19 protein-coding genes are annotated in these 18,425 nt (G+C 68.2%); 9 read left to right on the top strand and 10 right to left on the bottom strand.

Features of this window, described 5'->3' with window-relative positions:
• Positions 1-27: 27 nt before the first annotated feature.
• The 4 genes from F9278_RS22225 to F9278_RS22210 all read right to left on the bottom strand — a co-directional run bounded on the left by F9278_RS22225 (position 28) and on the right by F9278_RS22210 (position 4,306).
• Positions 28-1,566, bottom strand: a complete 1,539-nt coding sequence (locus tag F9278_RS22225; RefSeq protein WP_152174041.1) for an SCO6880 family protein — start codon at positions 1,564-1,566, stop codon at positions 28-30.
• A gap of 23 nt (positions 1,567-1,589) precedes the next feature.
• A complete protein-coding gene (locus F9278_RS22220; protein WP_152169915.1) occupies positions 1,590-2,918 on the bottom strand; it encodes a hypothetical protein in 1,329 nt (442 codons plus the stop codon).
• Complete coding sequence (locus F9278_RS22215; RefSeq protein ID WP_152169914.1) at positions 2,908-3,777, bottom strand: hypothetical protein; 870 nt, start codon at positions 3,775-3,777, stop codon at positions 2,908-2,910. The genes F9278_RS22220 and F9278_RS22215 overlap by 11 nt, the downstream gene beginning before the upstream one ends.
• A gap of 220 nt (positions 3,778-3,997) precedes the next feature.
• Positions 3,998-4,306: a hypothetical protein gene (locus F9278_RS22210; RefSeq protein ID WP_013002563.1), complete on the bottom strand. Its 309-nt coding sequence runs from the start codon at positions 4,304-4,306 to the stop codon at positions 3,998-4,000.
• A gap of 1,195 nt (positions 4,307-5,501) precedes the next feature.
• Here F9278_RS22210 and F9278_RS22205 point away from each other — a divergent pair.
• From F9278_RS22205 to F9278_RS22195, 3 genes are all read left to right on the top strand, one after another.
• Entirely contained in the window at positions 5,502-6,245 is a 744-nt protein-coding gene (locus tag F9278_RS22205) for a hypothetical protein (protein WP_152169913.1), read from the top strand.
• Positions 6,246-6,396: 151 nt separating this feature from the next.
• A complete protein-coding gene (locus F9278_RS22200) occupies positions 6,397-7,260 on the top strand; it encodes an immunity 49 family protein (RefSeq protein WP_152169912.1) in 864 nt (287 codons plus the stop codon).
• Between the two features lie 80 nt (positions 7,261-7,340).
• Complete coding sequence (locus F9278_RS22195) at positions 7,341-7,988, top strand: hypothetical protein (RefSeq protein ID WP_152169911.1); 648 nt, start codon at positions 7,341-7,343, stop codon at positions 7,986-7,988.
• Between the two features lie 47 nt (positions 7,989-8,035).
• Here F9278_RS22195 and F9278_RS22190 read toward each other — a convergent pair whose 3' ends face one another.
• The 5 genes from F9278_RS22190 to F9278_RS22170 are packed head-to-tail and all read right to left on the bottom strand — an operon-like array spanning position 8,036 to position 10,178.
• The gene (locus tag F9278_RS22190) at positions 8,036-8,503 is read right to left on the bottom strand and encodes a hypothetical protein (RefSeq protein WP_152169910.1); all 468 of its coding nucleotides are present in this window, start codon (positions 8,501-8,503) and stop codon (positions 8,036-8,038) included.
• Positions 8,500-8,799 (bottom strand): hypothetical protein, encoded by a 300-nt coding sequence (locus F9278_RS22185; protein ID WP_152169909.1) that lies wholly within the window; start codon positions 8,797-8,799, stop codon positions 8,500-8,502. The genes F9278_RS22190 and F9278_RS22185 overlap by 4 nt, the downstream gene beginning before the upstream one ends.
• A gap of 22 nt (positions 8,800-8,821) precedes the next feature.
• Positions 8,822-9,133: a DUF397 domain-containing protein gene (locus F9278_RS22180; protein WP_152169908.1), complete on the bottom strand. Its 312-nt coding sequence runs from the start codon at positions 9,131-9,133 to the stop codon at positions 8,822-8,824.
• Positions 9,126-9,323, bottom strand: a complete 198-nt coding sequence (locus tag F9278_RS22175; RefSeq protein ID WP_152169907.1) for a DUF397 domain-containing protein — start codon at positions 9,321-9,323, stop codon at positions 9,126-9,128. The genes F9278_RS22180 and F9278_RS22175 overlap by 8 nt, the downstream gene beginning before the upstream one ends.
• Positions 9,324-9,332: 9 nt before the next feature.
• Complete coding sequence (locus F9278_RS22170; RefSeq protein WP_152169906.1) at positions 9,333-10,178, bottom strand: helix-turn-helix domain-containing protein; 846 nt, start codon at positions 10,176-10,178, stop codon at positions 9,333-9,335.
• Positions 10,179-10,405: 227 nt separating this feature from the next.
• Here F9278_RS22170 and F9278_RS22165 point away from each other — a divergent pair, with 227 nt between their 5' ends.
• The 3 genes from F9278_RS22165 (at position 10,406) to F9278_RS22155 (ending at position 12,779) form a co-directional block, all read left to right on the top strand.
• Positions 10,406-10,741: an ATP-binding protein gene (locus F9278_RS22165; RefSeq protein WP_152169905.1), complete on the top strand. Its 336-nt coding sequence runs from the start codon at positions 10,406-10,408 to the stop codon at positions 10,739-10,741.
• Between the two features lie 66 nt (positions 10,742-10,807).
• Positions 10,808-11,815, top strand: coding sequence for a C40 family peptidase (locus F9278_RS22160; RefSeq protein ID WP_193241581.1), 1,008 nt, complete (start codon positions 10,808-10,810; stop codon positions 11,813-11,815).
• Between the two features lie 235 nt (positions 11,816-12,050).
• Positions 12,051-12,779, top strand: coding sequence for a phosphatase PAP2 family protein (locus F9278_RS22155; protein ID WP_152169903.1), 729 nt, complete (start codon positions 12,051-12,053; stop codon positions 12,777-12,779).
• A gap of 189 nt (positions 12,780-12,968) precedes the next feature.
• On the opposite strand, the gene F9278_RS22150 is transcribed toward F9278_RS22155, so the two are convergent.
• A complete protein-coding gene (locus tag F9278_RS22150; RefSeq protein WP_152169902.1) occupies positions 12,969-14,510 on the bottom strand; it encodes an FAD-binding oxidoreductase in 1,542 nt (513 codons plus the stop codon).
• Positions 14,511-15,056: 546 nt separating this feature from the next.
• On the opposite strand from F9278_RS22150, the gene pstS reads away from it, so the two are divergent.
• The 3 genes from pstS (at position 15,057) to pstA (ending at position 18,384) form a co-directional block, all read left to right on the top strand.
• Positions 15,057-16,187 carry a phosphate ABC transporter substrate-binding protein PstS gene (pstS, locus tag F9278_RS22145; RefSeq protein ID WP_193241580.1) on the top strand — a complete coding sequence of 377 codons (1,131 nt, stop codon included), beginning with the start codon at positions 15,057-15,059 and terminating at the stop codon, positions 16,185-16,187.
• Positions 16,188-16,324: 137 nt separating this feature from the next.
• On the top strand, positions 16,325-17,332 hold the full coding sequence (gene pstC, locus F9278_RS22140; protein WP_152169900.1) for a phosphate ABC transporter permease subunit PstC: 1,008 nt from the start codon (positions 16,325-16,327) through the stop codon (positions 17,330-17,332).
• The gene (pstA, locus tag F9278_RS22135) at positions 17,329-18,384 is read left to right on the top strand and encodes a phosphate ABC transporter permease PstA (RefSeq protein ID WP_152169899.1); all 1,056 of its coding nucleotides are present in this window, start codon (positions 17,329-17,331) and stop codon (positions 18,382-18,384) included. Before pstC ends, pstA begins: the two co-directional genes overlap by 4 nt.
• Positions 18,385-18,425: the final 41 nt, after the last annotated feature.

Raw genomic sequence — 18,425 nt, 5'->3', positions numbered from 1 at the left:
CTCGGGTGATCCCGCATCGCGGTGGCCCTACCTTCGGATTCCGGTGGCGAACGGGAGCGTGTTGACAAAGGCCCGGTGGTGTTCGCGGTCGCACCACTCCAGCTTCAGATACGACTTGCCGGCTGAGGCCCTTATCGTGCGCTTGTCGCGTGCCAGGGCCTCCGGGGAGCGGGAGGAGACGGTGATCCAGCCGACCAGGTTGACGCCGGCCGCGCCGCTCGCGAGGTCCTCGCCGCGCTGGTCGAGCCGGGAGTGGGAGGCCACGTCCCGGGGGTCGACGGTGCGGTTCATCTTGGCGGCGCGGGAGGCCTCCGCCTCGTCGTTCGTCTTCTCGGTGAGCATGCGTTCGATGGCGACCTCGGTGGGTTCGAGGTCCATCGTGACGGCGACCGTGCGGATGACGTCCGGGGTGTGGACGAGCAGCGGTGCCAGGAAGTTGACGCCGACCGGGGTCATCGGCCATTCCTTCACCCAGGCCGTGGCGTGGCACCAGGGGGCGCGGGTGGAGGACTCGCGGGTCTTGGCCTGGAGGTAGTCCGGCTCCATCGCGTCCAGTTCGGCCGGCCAGGCATTGCGCTTGGTCATGGCCTGGATGTGGTCGATGGGGTGGTCCGGGTCGTACATGGAGTGGATGAGGGAGGCGAGGCGGCCCTGGCCCAGCGGCTGCCGTACGCGGATGTCGGCCTCCTGGAGGCGCGAGCAGATGTCCGTCAGCTCACGGGCCATGACGACAGCGAGCCCGGCGTCCTTGTCGAGCTTGCGGCCGTGCGGGCGGGCGGCGCGGGCCATGGCGTGGCCCTCGGCGGCGAGTTCGCGGGTGTAGTGCATACAGGCGACGAGGTACGCGCGGTGCTGCTCGCTGCTGGTGGAGACCATGGACTGCAGTTGGTCGTACGACTGCTGCAGCCAGCCGGGGGCGCGTTCGTCGCCGCGCTGGGCGACGTCCTTGGCGTGGGCGTCCGGGTCGGCGGGGAGCGTGCGGGCGAGCATTTGCAGGCGGGTGACGAAGCCGTCGCCGTTGGCCACGTGCTTGAGGAGGGTGCCGAAGCGGTCGACGAGGGCTTCCTGGTCCTCGGAGTCGCGCAGGCCGACGCCGGGGCCCTCGATCTCGATGGCGGCGGTGACGGTACGGCGGTCGGCGTGCAGCAGGACGGCGATCTCGTCCGGGCCGAAGGGCGCGGCGAGCCAGGTGATGCGGCCGATGCCGGGCGGGGGGCCGACCTCGACCTCACGGCCGTCGAGGCGGGTGCCCGCCTCCATGTTGGCGGAGCGGTAGGTGGTGCCGCTGCGCAGGCTGCGCTTGTAACTGCGGTTGATCTCGAACCACTTGTAGAAGGTCCGCCGCTTGTAGGGCACGTACACCGCGGCCAGCGCCAGCATCGGGAAGCCCGTCAGCAGGGCGATGCGCGGGACGAGCACCGGGACGAGGAGGCCGCACATCATGCCGAGGAACGCGCCCGCGATGATCAGCGCGATCTCGCCGGACTCGCGGTTCCGGCCGATGATCGCGTTCGGCCGGGCGCGGCCGATCAGATAGGTACGGCGGGGCGTGACCGGGTGGGACATATGGGCCGCGTGGGAATCAGCCGTCAACGCCCTTCACCTCCCGTGCGGTTGGAGCTGCTGTTGCGGGTGTTGCCGGCGTGGGGGGTGTTGACCGGGCTTGTGCGGGGCGGGGGTGCGGCGGAGGGGACAGTTCCGCCGCCTCCGTTCGCCGGGCGTGAGCTGTGGGCCGCCACGCCGCCGGATGCGGGGTTGGCCGGGCGGGGGGTGCTGCTGCCGCCGCCTCCGCCGTTGTTGTCGGCCCGGGAGCTGTGGGTCTTGATGCCCTGGGCGACGAGGCTGGCGGGGGAGCTGATCACGGCGGCGGCCTTGCCTTCGGCGCCGCGCATGATGCGGTTGTTGCGGGAGTTGGCGATCTCGTCGCCGAAGCCCGGGACGAAGCGGTAGATCATCGCCGAGGCGAAGATGGCGAGGAGGATGATGGCGAGGCCGGAGACGACCGCGGCGAGGGAGTCGGGGCCCTCCTCCGTGGTCAGGGCGCCGGCGAGGCCGAGCACGATGACGATGACGGGCTTGACCAGGATGATCGCGATCATGATGCCCGCCCAGCGGCGGACGTGGCCCCACAGGTCCTTGTCGACGAGGCCGGCGTAGACGACGACGCCGAGGAGGGCGCCGACGTAGAGCAGGACGGCGCGCAGGTACAGCTCCAGGTAGAGCACGCCTGCGGCGACGATGGAGATCAGCGACACCAGGATCAGCATGATCGGGCCGCCGCCGATGTCGTTGCCCTGCTTCAGGGCCTCGGAGAAGGTGCCGAAGAAGGTGTCCGTCTGGTTGCCGGTGGTCTGGGCGATGATGTCGCTGACGCCGTCGGTGGCCGAGACGACGGTGTAGAGGATCAGTGGGGTGAAGGCCGAGGCGAGCACGGTGAGCCAGAGGAAGCCGACGGCCTCCGAGATCGCCGTCGTGAACGGCACGCCGCGGACGGCTCGCTTGGTGACGGCGAGGAGCCACAGCACGAGGGTGAGGATCGCCGAGGCGGCGAAGACGACCGCGTAGTGCTTCAGGAACGTCATGTTCGTGAAGTCCACGTTCGCCGTCTCGTCGACGGCCTCCGAGAGCTTGTCGACGGTCCATGAGGCGGCGTCGGCGCAGCCTTGGGCGAGGGAGGAGAGGGGGTCGAGGGTGGTGGTTACGTCGTTGGGGAGGGTGCTGGTGTCGCCTTTTTGGCCGGCGCCTCGTTCGCAGTAGTCCTTGGCGGGGCCACGGATGAGGTCACACGGATCGTTGCTCGACGATGGAGACGGTGTAGGGGTGGGAGCGGCGAAGGCCTGGGCAGCCAGGAGCACCGTGGTGGCCTGGAGAGCCGTGACCGCAGCAGTGAGCTTGAGTGCGTAGCGCTTAGCGGGCATACGTGAAGCCTCCGTACTCCTCGACCGCCTTGGTCATGTCTTCAGAGGTGGAGGCTCTCTGGTCGCGGCCGACCGGGACTGGGCCGTCCTTCTGCGTGAAGTCGGTGACCTTCCAGTCCCCGTCAGTCCATTTGAGCTCGTATGTGGTCGTGTACCAGCTCTCGGACACAGGGTTGGTTGAGCCCTCGCCCGACAGGCCGAACAGTGACGTGTACCAGAGTTCGACCGTGGCGCTGGTCTCATCGAAGGAGGTGACCTTGGTGCCCACAGGGATGATGCGCGAGATGAACGTCTGACCGCTGGGCGCCGAGCCGTCAGTGTTCAGGCCGATGCTGGTCAGGAACCCCTCATTGGAGTACGCCTTGTCGAGGTCGGACTGGCGGGCGGCTACTACGTCGGACGGATAGACGGTGCTGACGATCTCGTCCCGACGCGTCTTGTTGAACATGTCGGCCGAGCCCAGCGCGATCCCGTAGTTGGTCGCCGCGCTCTCCGCCCCCTCCTGACTCTGCGCGAACCCCGTAGGAATTCCGGCGGTCTTCGACTTCACCGGCCGTTCCCCGGACGCCGCCGTGGGCGCGCTGTCCGCCTTGTCCCCGCTGGAGCCGCCGTCAGGGTCGGAGTCGCCGCCGCCCCGGTTCGCGAAGGCGATCGCGGCGATGAGGAGGACGACGACGCCGACGACGGTGACGAGGCTTCTGGAGGAGGAGCGGGGGCGGCGGGCGGGGCCGCCGTAGGGGTCGCCGCCGCCCTCGGGAAGGCGGGTGCGGGTCTGGCCGGTGCCGGCGTAACCCCCGTACGACCCGTCGTCACCGGAGCGCGAGGACCCGCCGTGCCCGTGCTCGTCGCCGAGACTCATGCCGCGGTCGCCCCTTCAACTTCGACGTCGTACCGAAAGGCGTAGCAGTACGACGGTAGCCGCGCTGGTTCCCGCGCGGGCGCGGTGTGGAGACTCGACATCAGGGAAACGCAACCTCAGCCGGTGGGCACGACGGACGGGTGGGGTGGAAGGGGGACCGGACGGAGCCGGTGGGCCCGGCCGGGACCGGGGCCGACCGGGGTGCGGGTCGGCAGGCGCGCTACACGGCCATGCCGTACACGATGGTGAAGAGCGTGCCCAGGGAGCCGATGATGAAGACGCCGGTGAGGCCGGCGATGATGAGGCCCTTGCCCTGTTCGGCGCTGAAGGTGTCGCGGAGGGCGGTCGCGCCGATGCGCTGTTTGGCCGCACCCCAGATCGCGATGCCGAGGCAGAGGAGGATGGCGACCGCCATCACGACCTCGATCATCACGCGCGCCTCGTTGCCCAGGCTGCCGAAAGGCCCCCAGTCCGGGGCGATTCCGCCGATGATGGTGGTGATGTCGCCCTTGTCGGCCGCAACGAACATGTAAGTCACCGCCCCTAATGGGTAGTTCTGTTGTCTGCGTGTGTCGTGCGACGTGCGCGCCCAGGCGTACGCGTCGCACGCCTCCGCGCGGGTGCGCAGAGGTCGGGCCCATTCTCGCTGACAATGACGCTGTCGTATGTCGACTTGGCGTCATTGATTGGCGGGTTTCGTACGGATCCCTTGCCGCCGACCCGCGTGGGACCCTAACGGGGGGCGCGGAACGGTAAACGAAGGGTCGTATCGTCACTCTGTGTATCACGGCAGGTCACGCCGGGCAATGAGGATCAACCGGAACCTGTGGTGTGGTTCGGTCGTTATTCCCCTTTCGCGGCCTCTGGGGCCTGGTCCGCCCGCTTCTGACGGGGTGTCGGACCTGCACTGTCGAGTGTGCCTGATCTGGACGTAAGGGTCGCGTGTGGGGGGTCGATTGCCCTGAGGGGCGACCTTTGGCCAGAAGTGCATGGGCTCGCGATCGCAATTTTGGTACAAATGATCGACTGAATCCGTGGGCATCTCTGGCTGCGCCTGGGCGTCCGGTTGGTTGAGGGAACGTGTCTGCGAGGGCGTCCACGGGGGTAGACGTGAGCGAGGACAGGCCCGTTGTCTCGGCCGGGATACCGGAGTTCACGGGGAATCTGGAGCAACTGGAGACGGACGCCGGGGACATCGCGTTCGACGCGATGGCGGTCGGTCGGTGCGGCGGGTCTGCTGATCGACGCCAACTTCCAGCTGCTGGAACCTTTCTACAAGGCACCCGAGGCCGACCAGCTCTTCGCGACGACCGCCCCGGTAGCGGCGGCGGGCCAGGACCTGCAGACCGAACTGAACACCGTCTCCCGGGCCTTGCTCGACTACGCGGCCGAGATACGGCCCCTGGTCGACCGGCTCGACACGCTCCGCGCGGAGGCGGCGGCGTTGGGGAGCGCGAGGTCGTGGGTGCCGGAGTGCGGGCCCATGTCGGCGACACCTCGGGTGTGGGTGGTCGACGTGGAGATGACCTCGCGGGTACCGGCGGCCGTGCGGGAGAAGACCGGGTGCGGGCCGCGGGAGCGGCGGGTCGGGTGGTCGCTCCGGCGGGGGTATGGACGATCTGGGACGTGGGGGCGACGACGCTGGCGGGAACGGGGCGAACCACGGCTCTGGTGCGGACGGCGGTGCTCCTACGGGAACGGTGGACGGTGCGCGACCCAGCTCCATGCGGGAGGGGAGTGACCCCTACGGTCCCCGGGGATCGCTCACCAGGGAGCAGATCGAGGAGATCCAGGTTTATCGGGCGAACAACGAGCCCGGATATCGCGAGCGCTACTACCGGAAGGACGGGACTCGTAAGAGCCTGGAAATCTACGACGAGAGCGGACAGACCCCGCCTCAACTGACTCGCCTTTCGGAGAATTCCCCGTGGGCTCGCGCCAGGGACGTTCCCGCGCCGCCCAAGCCGTACTTCCTGGACAACGACTACATCAGTGTCGGCGCGGACACCGTGTCCAGCGGGGCCGGGCTCCGCCTGCTGGAGGAGAGCGCGCAGACCCGTCACCTCGCCATCCGGTGGGACAACCTCATGTCGGAGTGGAAGACGGAGACCGGCGGGGCACACCAGGTTCAGCAGACCCATGAGTCGGCCGGGCTCTGGGGGGAGGCCAAGGGGTCGTACAAGGAATCCCACACAGCGATGGGCGATGCGGCCGAGGCGTTGGGGGAGAACGCCGCCCGGCACCACTACATCGCCGAGCGCTACCGGGATTCACGGACGAGCCTCTGCTCGGGCCGAAGAGCGGCAACGACCAGTTCGACCAGGTGTGGACGCATGAGGACGGCCGGGTGGTCGTCATCGAGGCCAAGAGCAGTCCGAGAACGGATTTCGGTAGGCGCACACTTCCCGACGGAAAGCAGGTATCCCAAGGGAGCAGGGAGTACTTCTACGACATTCTGGAGGCCATGAAGAGTCGAGGGTAATTCGATGTGGTGGACGCAGTAGAAAGGGCCATCGAGAGCGGGAAGTTGGAATACACGGTCGTCAAGGGAGAGAAAGACGCGGGGACATACACTGGCTACCAGTACCGTCGGTTCGACATCAGCAAGGGGACGCTTCCGTGACCGTGCACATCGCCAGGCACGGGCGGTCGGCAGGACCTGAGGCTGAGCAGTTCGCGGAGCGGGTGAACGAGCACCTGGCCAAAGGGATCGACCGCCTCGAAGGATCGACGGCGGTGATCGATTCGATGTTCGGCACTGCTGTCATGGCACTGCGCGCCCGTTGCGTCGTCGACCCCCGGGCCGCAGCGGTGGAGACCTGGGAAGCCGCGGTGAACGCGATGCAGCTGGGTTCGGCGCTGTTCGCCGTGGCTGGTGTGACTGAGGGAACCGTCGAGTGCCGGATCAACCACAAGACCCGGACCCTACCGGCCGCCGGACCGCTGCCGACCGCCGATGCGGGGACGTGGCTCACTGCCTTCTGGCTGGCCGTCATCTGCCGTGATCAGCCGCGTATGACGGAACTGTGCGAGATCCCCCTGGACCGGTTGCGTTCACCGGAAGGGCAGTACGACGAGTACGTCTACCACTGGGTCGACACTCTGCGGACCTACTGGCTGCGGAGTCCGGGCCTGGTGGAGAAGCTGACTGCCACCTTCCAGGCATCGGATCCCGCCGTGGCCCGGATCGCTCCACGCGACCTGCTGGACGGCGTGCTCTACCCGCCGATCAACCTCTTCTACACCTTCGTCCGCAGGAACGAGGAGGGCTTCGGCCCCGCGCTGGCCGATGCGCTGAAACTCCACCGGGCGTACTGGACACGCGACGAAGAGAGGGAAGCCAAGCTCGACGGAGCCGTCGCCCTCGGCCCCCTCGCCATCGCCTGCCTCGCCTTCGACGGTGAATTCTCCATCGATGCCGAGTCCGAGTACCTGCCTGAGCACCTTCTCCGGCGCGGCTGGCTTGGCGAGTTCCCTACCTGAGGCCGTGCGCCGCGCTGTCTCCTGTCCCCATTGGTCCTCAGCCGCGCTTCGTCCGACTTCTGAGGCCTACGATGCCTGGCATGATCACTCGCATTACTTGGCGGTCGGCGTCGGCCGGTGCCTCGTTGGTCCTCGCGCTGACCCTCGCCGGCTGCGGTGCCGACGACGGGGCGGGTGCCGCCGACGACAAACCTGCGCCGCGAGTCTCCGCCTCCGGTTCCCCCGAGTCCTCGCCGTCTCCCACTTCCAGTGTGAACGAGGACGGTACGGCGAAGGCGGGGACCAAGGCGAAGCTCGGGGAGCCGACTCTGCTCCGCTATGAAGGGGGGACGAAGTCGGGCCTTCTCGAAGTCACCGTCACCGGCATCGAGAAGGGCAGCAAGGCGGATGTGGCCTCGCTGGGGCTGAAGGACGACGCCAAGAAGATGACGCCGTACTACGTGCGGGCGACCATCAAGAACGCGGGCAAGAACGATCTCTCCCACGCGGCTGTCGACCCGCCGGGCGGCATGCTCGACGACGGGACCGCCGCCCGGCAGCTCCTGGTCATCGGGACCTTCGCCGCCTGCGACTCCTACCCGAAGACCAAGAGCTTCCCGCCCGGAGCCTCGTACGAGACGTGCGCACCGGTTCTCGCCGAGCCCGGAACCGAGGTCACCGGCGCGGTGTGGACGGGGCAGGGCTACCCGGACTTCCCGCCCTCTTCGGGAGTGATGTGGACGCCGTGAGTGAGGTACTCCCGGCGTCCACGGGGCGGCAGGAGTGGGGGTGTGGTTCAGACGGCTACGGCGGAGACACCGCTACCGGGCAGTGTCGCGGCGTAAGCCTGGATGTCGTCGCGGTCCGAGGTGAGGATGCTGCCTCCGCCGTGGCCGGCCGCGATGAGGACGGCGAGGGCGTCGACCGGGTCGGGGCGCTTCTTCGGTGGTAGGGCAGCGGCGCCGATCATGTCACCGAGTGTTTTCCAGCCCTCGGTGTCCACGCCGCTCGCGCAGGGGAGGCAGCGAGGCACGTTGTCCAGGTTGCGGGCTCTGGCGACCGGGTACACGACGACATCGGCCAGGAGACGCTTCCAGGCGTAGGCCGTTTTCGGGCTTGTCCGCCATGCCTGTGACAGGGCGGGGCCGGGGATGATCGGCTTGTGCCCCCTGGCCGCGACGAAGCCCTTGTGCAGGACGTGAGCCCGGCGGTCCTGGCCGACCAGCGCCATCAGCATTCCCGTGTCGTACACGACCACGTTCACGCGGCGGCCTCGTCGCGCGGAGTACGGCCGAGGATCGCGTCGATCTCTGCCTGCTCCTCCTTCGTCGGCTCGATGTCGTCGCCGGCCCAGACACCGGTACCGGCTTGGTCCTCGGCTTCCGCGCGGGCCTTCTCGAAGGGCTCGAAGATCTTCCTGACCTGGTCCTGTTGGTCCATCTGCGCCTGCGCGGCGATGGTCAGGAAGGTGGATACGTCGAGTCCGGCGTTTGCCGCGTGCTCCTTGATTCGGTCGCGCACGGTGTCGGGCATGCTGATCGAGAAACGCACGGTAGCCATGGCATGATGGTAACACTCAGTGTTACTCCTGCCCGGTGGGCCCGGCGTCGTCTCCCTGCCCCTTCCGCTCGCTCACCGTCGGCTCGAAGCCCTCCACGCCCTCCACGAAGTGGTCGAACTCGCCTGCCTGTACACCCAGGACGAAGGCGTCCCACTTGCGGCGGTTCGTGGTGACGACGTTGTCCGGGTCGCTGGTCTCGCGGATGTAGACGGGCGCTTCGGGGTCGTCCTCGCCGTTGCCCTCCCCGAAGGCAAGTTCGATCCAGGGGCCGGGGCCGGTGGCGTCCTCGGGGGCGGCGCGGATCCAGTCCAGGTTCGGGGGGATGTCAGGCACGGGCGGGGTCCTTGTCGAGTTTGAGTACGTGGAGGAGGGCTCGGAAGGAGGAGGGGGTGGTGGTGAGTATGGCTTGGGTGGGGTCGGCGGATTCGATGAGGTGGATCGTGGGGGAGCCGGTGGCTATGTGTATGCAGGAGTCGCCTGCCCCGCAGTAGGACGACTTCTGCCAGGAGATGCGCGGGTGCATGTCGTTCCTTCACAGGTCGTGGACCAGGTTGTGGATGAAGTCGCGGGACTTCTGGGGTTTGAGGGCCAGGCCGTCCAGGCGGTCGAGCAGGACCCGGTACATGGACAGCTGTGTTTCGGCGTCGAGGAAGGTCGGCCCATGGGACTGGTCGAGGTGAACGGTGTCGAGTAGCGGTACCGGGCCTCCGGAGTAGAAGATCGACTGTCCCGAGCCGGGGAACGAGCCGGCATCGAAGGTGAGCACCTTCACGGTGATGTGCTCACGTTCGCTCATGGCCAACAGGTGTTGAAGCTGTTTCCTGGCCACGGCCGGTCCGCCGAACTGCATCCGCAGAGCTGCTTCGTGGATGATCGCCGCATACGGGGTCGGCCGGTCCCTGAACAGCACGTCCTGGCGCTTGATACGGAACGACGCGCGGTGCTCGATGTCGGGAGGGGACAGCTCGGGCACGACCTGGCGGAACAGTTCGCGGGCGTGGTCGATGATCTGCAGCAGGCCGGGGATGTGGACAGTCACGGCTGCGCGCAGGTGTACGGCGTGGTGCTCCAACTCCGCGAGATCGAGCAGAGCGGCGGGCAGGCGGTCGCGGTACTCCTCCCACCAGCCGCGGGTGCGGTCGGAGGTCATGTCCGTGAGCGCCTCGATCAGGTCTCTGTCCGGGCACTTGTAGTGGCAGCCGAGCGTACGCACGCGCTCGGGGCTCACCCCGGCGCGCCCGGCCTCTACGTTGCTGATCTGGTTCTGTTGAACGCCGAGCAGGCGGCTGGCCTGTGTGGACGACAGTCCGGCGCGCTCCCGGAGCTTGCGCAGCTCGGTGCCTAGCCGGAGTTGACGTCCCGTCGGGTTGCTCCTCACGGGCTTGCCCGTTCCTTTCGCACACTGCCACCCACACGAGTGTTAGTTAAATACTTTTCTAGATTCCATGTATGACCTTTTATTGGCGTCGCTATCGTAGGTCATGCACCAACTCCCCTCAGTAACCGGAGGCTTCCAAGGCCACCGTAGCCCCGTCCTGGAACCACACCCTGAGCCTTCCCCGAGACCCCCGCTCTCCCGGCGTCGGACGCGCCCCCCTCCGGGCCGTGCTCGACGCCCACGGGCTCTCCGAACTCACCTCCACCGCCGAGCTGTTGGCCACCGAACTTCTCACCAACGCCCATCGGCACACTCCGCACGAGTACGCCCTGCGGGTGCTGGAGATCGGTGGGCGGCCGCGGGTGGCCGTACGGGACCAGGACTGGCGGGTTCCGCCCGGGTTCGAGGAGGACGCCGGGCCCGTCGACCTCGACGCGGAGCGCGGGCGTGGACTCCCTCTCGTGCGGGCCTGCTCCGAGGGCCGGGGTGTGTCCGTGCCGCGTGATCTCGGTGCCTCGCGTGGCGGAAAGCTGTTGTGGGTCGACTGCGGGGCCGTCGAGTGATCATTCCGCCGGGGCGCGGTCCGCCCTACACTTGCTGCCGGCGGACTGGCGCGCGGTGAGGGGCGGTTGACGGTGCGTAAGGCATGGATCGTGGTGATCGCCGCCGGCAGCGCCGGGCTCGCCTTCGTGATGGTGCTGGTCGTGGGTGTCTATCTGGTCGCCGGGAATCTCGCGAACGGGGTCGGCGGGAAGTCGGTCGGACTGGCCAAGGGGGCCGTTCCCGCCGCTTATCAGGCGCTCGTGCAGAAATGGGGCAATCTGTGCGACGCCATCAATCCGGCGTTGCTCGCCGCGCAGCTGTATCAGGAGAGCGGATTCAATCCGAAGGCGCAGAGTCACGCCGCCGCGCAGGGGATCGCGCAATTCATTCCGGGGACCTGGGCGACGCACGGGCTCGACGGTGACGGTGACGGCGACCGCGATGTGTGGGACCCGAATGACGCGATTCCATCGGCCGCTTCGTACGACTGCTCCCTCGCGAAGTACGTGAAGGACGTACCCGGTGATCCGACGGCGAACATGCTCGCTTCCTACAACGCGGGCGCGTACGCCGTCATCAAGTACGGGGGCGTTCCGCCGTACAAGGAGACCCAGAATTATGTGAAGACGATCACGACGCTGTCGGAGAGTTTCGCCGCGCCGACGACCCGGGTCGATCCCAGCGAGCAGGCCGCCGGGGCCATCGCGTACGCGCAGAAGAAGCTCGGGACGCTGTATCTGTGGGGCGGTACCGGTACCGCTGAGCAGGGCGGACGCTTCGACTGCTCGGGGCTGACGCAGGCGGCGTACGACAGTGTGGGGATCACGCTGCCCCGGGTCGCCAACGACCAGTACAACGCCGGGCCGCACCCCTCGCGGGACGAACTGCTGCCGGGGGATCTCGTGTTCTTCTCGGACGACCTCACCAACTCCCGGGCCATTCGGCACGTCGGGATCTATGTCGGGGGCGGATACATGATCGACGCTCCGCGAACCGGGGCGGTCATCCGTTTCGACCCGATTGACACCCCCGACTACTTCGGTGCCACCCGGGTCACCGAGGATGGCGCGAAAGCGTTGCCCACGTCGGTCTGACAGCGGCGTAATTCTCCGTGAACCCCTGCCCTGAGCTGCGGAGACGTGTCTCTCTTCGATAACGTCTGAGTGATCATTCAGTGGAGGGTGGAACGCATTGAAGGGGAGTGTGCGTTCCTATTTGACGTAGCCCGTTGACGCTCACGCGGAAGCACTACGTACACCACGGGGGTGGCACAGCGCGGCGCACGTACGGGTGCGGTCGCGAGAACGATGACGAAAGGGCCGCAGCACGATGGCTGGACTCGCCGCGCATGCCGCTACCGCATTGGCCGCTGAATCCGGATCGAATCCCGACGTCGAGCTGCTGTACGACATCAATGGTCTGGCCAAGGACGCGCCGACCTGGCTCGACCGGGTGATGGAGTTCGTCGGGGAGTACGGGCTGCTCTTCGCGATGGTGCTGCTGATCCTGTGGTGCTGGTGGGGTGTGCGGAAGCGGGGCGGGGAGGACGCGGCCCCGTCCGTGGCCGCGTTGGTGTGGGCGCCGCTCGCCGCCGGGATCGCGGTGCTGGTGAACGTGCCGATACGGGGGTTCGTGGAGCGGCCCCGGCCCTTTCTCGATCATGAGGGGCTGGAGGTGCTGGTCTCCGGCAAGACCGACTACTCGTTCGTGAGCGATCACGCGACGCTGATCATGGCGATGGCGGTGGGACTGTTCGTCGCCGACCGGAAGTTCGGGATGGTCGGGCTGGTCATCGGGCTGTTGGGCGGGTTCATCCGGGTCTACATGGGTGTGCACTATCCGACCGATGTGATCGGTGGGTTCGCGCTCGGGACCGCGGTGGCGTTGTTGTTGTCGCCGGTGGCCATGGCGATGCTCACGCCGTTGATGCGGGCGGTGGAGCGGTCGCCTCGGGTGGGGTGGGTTGTGCGGGCTCGGGGGCGGGATGGGGGGCGTGCGGTGATTCCGGGGGCGCGGGTTGAAGGGGCGTCCGCGGAGGAGCGGGATCTCGCGGCCTGAGGGGTCGCCCGATTTTTTTCTCGCCTCCGCCGCCCCTACCCGTCCCATCCTCAAGGGGCTGTGCCCCTTTGACCCCCATGCTTGATCCCCATGCTTGATCCCCACGCTTGATCCCCACGGCTTCAGCCTTGCAGCGCGCGTTCGGTGGGGGTTCTCGCGCAGTTCCCCGCGCCCCTTGCGGGGCGCGGACTACAGCGCCTGAGGGAACGTGAAGAAGCGGTTGGGGTCGTATTTTTTCTTCAGGGTGGTCAGGCGGGGGGCCGCTTCGCCGTAGTAGGACTTTTTCCAGTCGGTGAGGGTGGGGTCGGTGTAGTTCTGGTAGGCGGCGCCCGAGGCGTGCCGGTTCATGGCGTGGTGGGCCGTGGTGAGCCAGGACTGGGCCGTCGTGCCGGAGGTGCCGGGCTTCCAGGAGGCGAGGTACTGCGCCAGCATCCGGGAGCGGCGGTGGACGAAGGCCGTGGCCGTGGGCGAGACCCGGTTGACCTGGCCGCCGAGAGCGGTGAACGCGATGCCGCCCGCGCCGCCCTTCACCCCCGCGACCTGGGTCAGGAGGGTCTGGACGCCCGCCGACGAGATCGAGCGGTCGAAGAAGTCCGAGCGCGCGGCGTACGTCTCGCGGCCCAGCGCGCCCTGCGGGGAGCGGCCCGGTGTCGAGCCGGGAAGGTGGCACTTGGCGTCGGCCGAGAAGGAGGCGCAGCCCGCGTAGCCCTCCATCGCGTCCTCGTACGAGCGGCGCTTCAGGGAGACGCTGCGGGCCGGGGTGCCGACGCGGTCGGCCAGGCGGTCGAGGGCGTTCTCCAGGTCGCCGTACGTGCCGAGGGTGAAGGCGGCTATCGCCACGGTCGGGCCGCCGCCGTTCTCCAGGTGGCAGGAGGACCAGATCTCGTCGGGCTGTGTCGGGCCCCACTCCTGCCAGGCCTTCAGTACGGCGGCGGCCTTCGACCACGGCCAGGTGAGATACGCGGTGACGCCCCGGGCGGCCGGGTGGGTCCTGAAGCGGAGTTCGGTGACCACGCCGAAGTTGCCGTTGCCGGCGCCCCGCAGGGCCCAGAACAGGTCCTTGTTGGTGGTGGCGTTCGCGGTCAGTTGTCTTCCGTCGGCGGTTATCAGTGTGGCCTGGGTGAGGCTGTCGCAGGTCAGGCCGTACGCGCGGGAGGTGACGCCGTGGCCGCCGCCCAGGGTCAGGCCGGAGACGCCGACGGTCGGGCAGGAGCCGGCGGGGACGGTGACGCCCTTCGCGGCCAGCGCGCGGTAGACGTCGATGAGTTTGGAGCCCGCGCCCACGACCGCCTCGTTCGCGGAGGCGCGGACCTTGTTCAGTTTCGAGACGTCGATGACCAGGCGGCCGTTGCCGGAGGACCAGCCCGCGTAGGAGTGGCCGCCGTTGCGGATCGAGACCTTGATGTCGTGGGCCCTGGCGTAGGCGAGCGTCGTACGGATGTCGTCGGGGTGGGCGACATAGGCGACGGCGGTGGGCTTCAGGGTGTCGAAGCGGGTGTTGTAGAGCTGGCGGGCCGTGGACCAGGCCTTGTCGCCGGGGCGGATCAGGGGGCCGTCGAGGTCGCGGGCCAGGGCGGACCAGTTGGCGGCGGTGACCTTGGAGGTGGTGGTCGTGGTGGTGCGCAGGGCGGTGTCCGTGGCGCGGGTGGCGGGGGAGGGGGTGGTGGTGCAGGCGGTCAGGGTGGTGAGGGTGGCGGCTGCGGTGCCGCCTATGAATGTGCGCCGTTCCATGTGGGTCTCCCGGTGCGCCGCGCGTGGGGTGGGTCGTGGAACGAGACGGGGATCGTGGGGGTGAGGTTCCCGGTTGTCGCCCCCCGCCGCCCTTACCCGTCCCTCCCCCACTCTCGGCTGCGCTCGATCGGGAGGTGCCCCCATCCAGGGGCTGCGCCCCTTCGCCCCCCTTTCGCGCTCCGCGCGGGAGTGGGCGTGTGGGGGTACGGGTGATGTGGAACTGTTGAGTCCGGTGGTGTGCGTGAGGTGAGGGAAGCGGGGTCGTGGCATTGGAATCCGCACGTGCCCTCCCCGTGAGCATTCCGTGACCTCACCGCACTGTCGGCAGGGGTTCACTCGCCGTTCACTTCCGTCCATTGGCGGCTTCACCTGATCTGCCTAATTTCGGCCTTACCCGGTGCGGGCTGCGGGCCGAATCACGGCCGCGCAACCCGTGACGACAGCAGTCCGAGGGACCAGAGGCATCAGCAGGACGGGTCCCGAGGCTGATACGACGACTTCGCACGCCGCCATGTGGACGGCGGCTCCTGGAAGGAACTCCCGAAAGTGAAGCTTCAGCGCAAGAACCGACTGCGCGCCCTTTCTCTCGGTGCTGTCGCCGTCACCGGCGTCCTGACCCTCACCGCGTGCGGGTCCGACGACACCAGTGGTGGTGCGAGCGGCACCAGCGACAGCTCCGCGCCCGCCAGCAAGATCGACTGTGGCGACGCCAAGGGCCAGCTGCTGGCCGACGGCTCCTCCGCGCAGAAGAACGCGATCGACGCCTGGGTGAAGCAGTACCAGACGGCCTGCAAGGACGTCGTGATCAACTACAAGGGCAGCGGTTCGGGCGCGGGCATCACCGCGTTCACCCAGGGCCAGGTCGCCTTCGCGGGCTCCGACTCGGCGCTGAAGCCCGAGGAGGTCACGGCCTCCAAGGAGGTCTGCACCGACGGTCAGGGCATCGACCTGCCGATGGTCGGCGGCCCGATCGCCGTCGGTTACAACGTCCCGGGTGTCGACAACCTGGTCCTGGACGCCAAGACCCTCGCCCTGATCTTCGACAGCAAGATCAGCAACTGGAACGACGCGGCCATCAAGGCGCTGAACCCCGACGCCGAGCTGCCCGACCTCAAGATCCAGGCCTTCCACCGCTCGGACGAGTCCGGCACCACGGACAACTTCACCAAGTACCTGATCGCCGCGGCCCCCGACCAGTGGAAGTACGAGGGCGGCAAGGCCTGGCAGGCCAAGGGCGGCCAGTCCGCGCAGGGCTCCTCCGGTGTCGCGCAGGGCGTGACGGACACCAAGGGCGCGATCTCCTACATGGAGCTCTCCTACGCCAAGGACGGCATCAGCACGGTCGACGTCAAGACCGACGCCGCCGAGCCGGTCAAGGCGACCGTCGAGAACGCCACCAAGGCCATCTCCGAGGCCAAGGTCGTAGGCACGGGCAAGGACCTGGCGCTGGAGCTGAACTACAAGCCCACCGCCGAGGGCGCCTACCCGATCACCCTCGTCACCTACGAGATCGTCTGTGACAAGGGCAACAAGGCGGACACCCTGCCCGCCACCAAGTCCTTCCTCACCTACATCGCGTCCGAGGACGGCCAGGCGCTGCTCTCCGAGGCCGGGTACGCCCCGATGCCGCCGGAGATCATCACCAAGGTCCGTACGACCATCTCGGAACTGAGCTGACCTGAGTGCGGTCCGGTCCCCGACGGGACCGGGCCGCACCGTCCGGTGCACCGCCGCCAGGAGTCCTCCGCCACCGCGGGCGGCTCCGCCCCGAGCCGCCGCCCGCACGACGACGGCTCCGCAGACCGGAGAACCTGATGGACATATCGACCAAAGACACTCCCGCACCCCCCACCCCATCGACTTCCGAGACCGCCGACGAGAAGCGCGCCGCCCGCGGCGTCACCCGTCCCGGCGACCGGGTCTTCCTGGGCCTCTCCAGAGGTTCTGGCATCTTCCTCCTTGTGCTCATGGCGGCCATCGCCGTGTTCCTCAGTTACCGCGCCGTGCTCGCGATCAGCAAGGACGAGGCCAACTTCTTCACGACCTTCGAGTGGAACCCCACCGGGGTCCCGCCGGAGTTCGGCATCGCCGTCCTCGCCTTCGGCACGATCGTCTCGTCGCTCATCGCGATGGCCATCGCCGTGCCGGTAGCGGTCGGTATCGCCCTCTTCATCACGCACTACGCCCCGCGCAGGCTCGGCGGCCCCATCGCGTACGTGATCGACCTGCTCGCCGCCGTGCCGTCCATCGTGTACGGCCTCTGGGGCATCCTGGTCCTCGTACCGCAGCTCGACGGCCTCTACGGCTGGCTGAACGACTACCTCGGCTGGACCGGCATCCTCTCGTGGGAGGGCGGCGCCCCGCGCTCGCTGCTCACCGTCGGCATCCTGCTCGCGATCATGATCCTGCCGATCATCACCAACGTGAGCCGTGAGGTCTTCCGGCAGGTGCCGCAGATGCACGAGGAGGCCGCCCTGGCCCTCGGCGCGACCCGCTGGGAGGTCATCCGCATGGCGGTGCTGCCCTTCGGCCGCTCCGGCGTGATCTCCGCCTCGATGCTCGGCCTCGGCCGCGCGCTCGGCGAGACCATGGCCGTCGCGATGGTCCTGTCGTCCAGCTTCGAGATCAACCTCAGCCTGCTCGACCCGGGCGGCGGCACCTTCGCCCAGAACATCGCCAGCAAGTTCAGCGAGGCCACCGACATGGGCCGCGACGCCCTGATCGCCTCCGGTCTGGTCCTGTTCGTCATCACCCTGCTGGTCAATGGCGCGGCCCGACTGATCATCGCCCGCCGCAAGGAGTTCTCGGGGGCCAACGGATGAGCAACGCAACTCTCACCCCGAAGGGCCCGAGCACCCTGCGTGCCGCGTCCCTGCCCAAGTGGTTCGCGTGGGCGGTCGCCGCCGGCTCGGTCGCGCTGGGCCTCGGCATCAGCGCCGTGGCCGGCCTCGAAAGCTCCATCCAGTGGGCCCTGATCGCCGGCATCCTCTTCGTCCTCGGCTCCTACGTCATCGCCGCGCGCGTCGAGGGCAAGCGGCAGGCCAAGGACCGGGTCGCGACCAGCGTCGTCTGGGTCGCCTTCCTGCTCGCCGTCATCCCGCTGGCCTCCCTCGTCTGGGAGACCGTCGCGCGCGGTGTGAAGGTCCTCGACGGCTACTTCCTCAGCCACTCGATGGGTGTGGTCGCCGTCTCCGAGCCCGGCGGCGGTATCTACCACGCCATCCTCGGCACCCTGGAGCAGGTCGGCATCGCCACCGCCATCTCCGTGCCGATCGGTGTGCTGACCGCGATCTACCTGGTCGAGTACGGCCGGGGCCGGCTCGCCCAGGCGGTCACCTTCTTCGTCGACGTCATGACGGGCATCCCGTCGATCGTCGCGGGCCTGTTCATCCTCAGCACCTGGATCCTGATCCTGGACATGGGCTACTCCGGTTTCGCCGGCGCGATGGCGCTGACGATCCTGATGCTGCCGGTCGTCGTCCGCTCCACCGAGGAGATGCTCAAGCTCGTCCCGAACGAGCTGCGCGAGGCCTCGCTGGCGCTGGGCGTGCCGAAGTGGCGGACCATCCTCAAAATCGTGCTGCCGACCGCCATCGGTGGTATCACGACAGGTGTGATGCTCGCGGTCGCCCGTATCGCCGGTGAGACCGCTCCGGTCCTGCTGCTGGTGTGGGGTTCGTCCTACATCAACGCGAACCCGTTCGAGGGTCCGCAGGCCTCGCTGCCGATGTACATCTATCTGCAGTTCCAGCAGAGCGGCGGTTCCGGAGCGGCGTACGACCGTGCCTGGGCGGCGTCGCTGACGCTGATCGCCTTCATCATGATCCTGAACCTGGCGGCCCGCGGCATCGCCCGCTGGAAGGCGCCACGATGACAATCATGCGGCTCCGCCGCGTGGCCGGTCGCTGACGCGGC

This window comes from Streptomyces phaeolivaceus (assembly GCF_009184865.1).
Taxonomy (GTDB): domain Bacteria; phylum Actinomycetota; class Actinomycetes; order Streptomycetales; family Streptomycetaceae; genus Streptomyces; species Streptomyces phaeolivaceus.
This window is presented reverse-complemented; position numbering and strand designations above follow the sequence as displayed.

Bases quoted from the DNA above. Each gene is read 5' to 3' on its own strand.
- F9278_RS22225 (WP_152174041.1), bottom strand. From the start codon at position 1,566: ATGTCCCACCCGGTCACGCCCCGCCGTACCTATCTGATCGGCCGCGCC.
- F9278_RS22220 (WP_152169915.1), bottom strand. From the start codon at position 2,918: ATGCCCGCTAAGCGCTACGCACTCAAGCTCACTGCTGCGGTCACGGCT.
- F9278_RS22215 (WP_152169914.1), bottom strand. From the start codon at position 3,777: ATGAGTCTCGGCGACGAGCACGGGCACGGCGGGTCCTCGCGCTCCGGT.
- F9278_RS22210 (WP_013002563.1), bottom strand. From the start codon at position 4,306: ATGTTCGTTGCGGCCGACAAGGGCGACATCACCACCATCATCGGCGGA.
- F9278_RS22205 (WP_152169913.1), top strand. From the start codon at position 5,502: ATGCGGGAGGGGAGTGACCCCTACGGTCCCCGGGGATCGCTCACCAGG.
- F9278_RS22195 (WP_152169911.1), top strand. From the start codon at position 7,341: ATGATCACTCGCATTACTTGGCGGTCGGCGTCGGCCGGTGCCTCGTTG.
- F9278_RS22185 (WP_152169909.1), bottom strand. From the start codon at position 8,799: ATGGCTACCGTGCGTTTCTCGATCAGCATGCCCGACACCGTGCGCGAC.
- F9278_RS22175 (WP_152169907.1), bottom strand. From the start codon at position 9,323: ATGCACCCGCGCATCTCCTGGCAGAAGTCGTCCTACTGCGGGGCAGGC.
- F9278_RS22155 (WP_152169903.1), top strand. From the start codon at position 12,051: ATGGCTGGACTCGCCGCGCATGCCGCTACCGCATTGGCCGCTGAATCC.
- F9278_RS22150 (WP_152169902.1), bottom strand. From the start codon at position 14,510: ATGGAACGGCGCACATTCATAGGCGGCACCGCAGCCGCCACCCTCACC.
- pstC (WP_152169900.1), top strand. From the start codon at position 16,325: ATGGACATATCGACCAAAGACACTCCCGCACCCCCCACCCCATCGACT.
- pstA (WP_152169899.1), top strand. From the start codon at position 17,329: ATGAGCAACGCAACTCTCACCCCGAAGGGCCCGAGCACCCTGCGTGCC.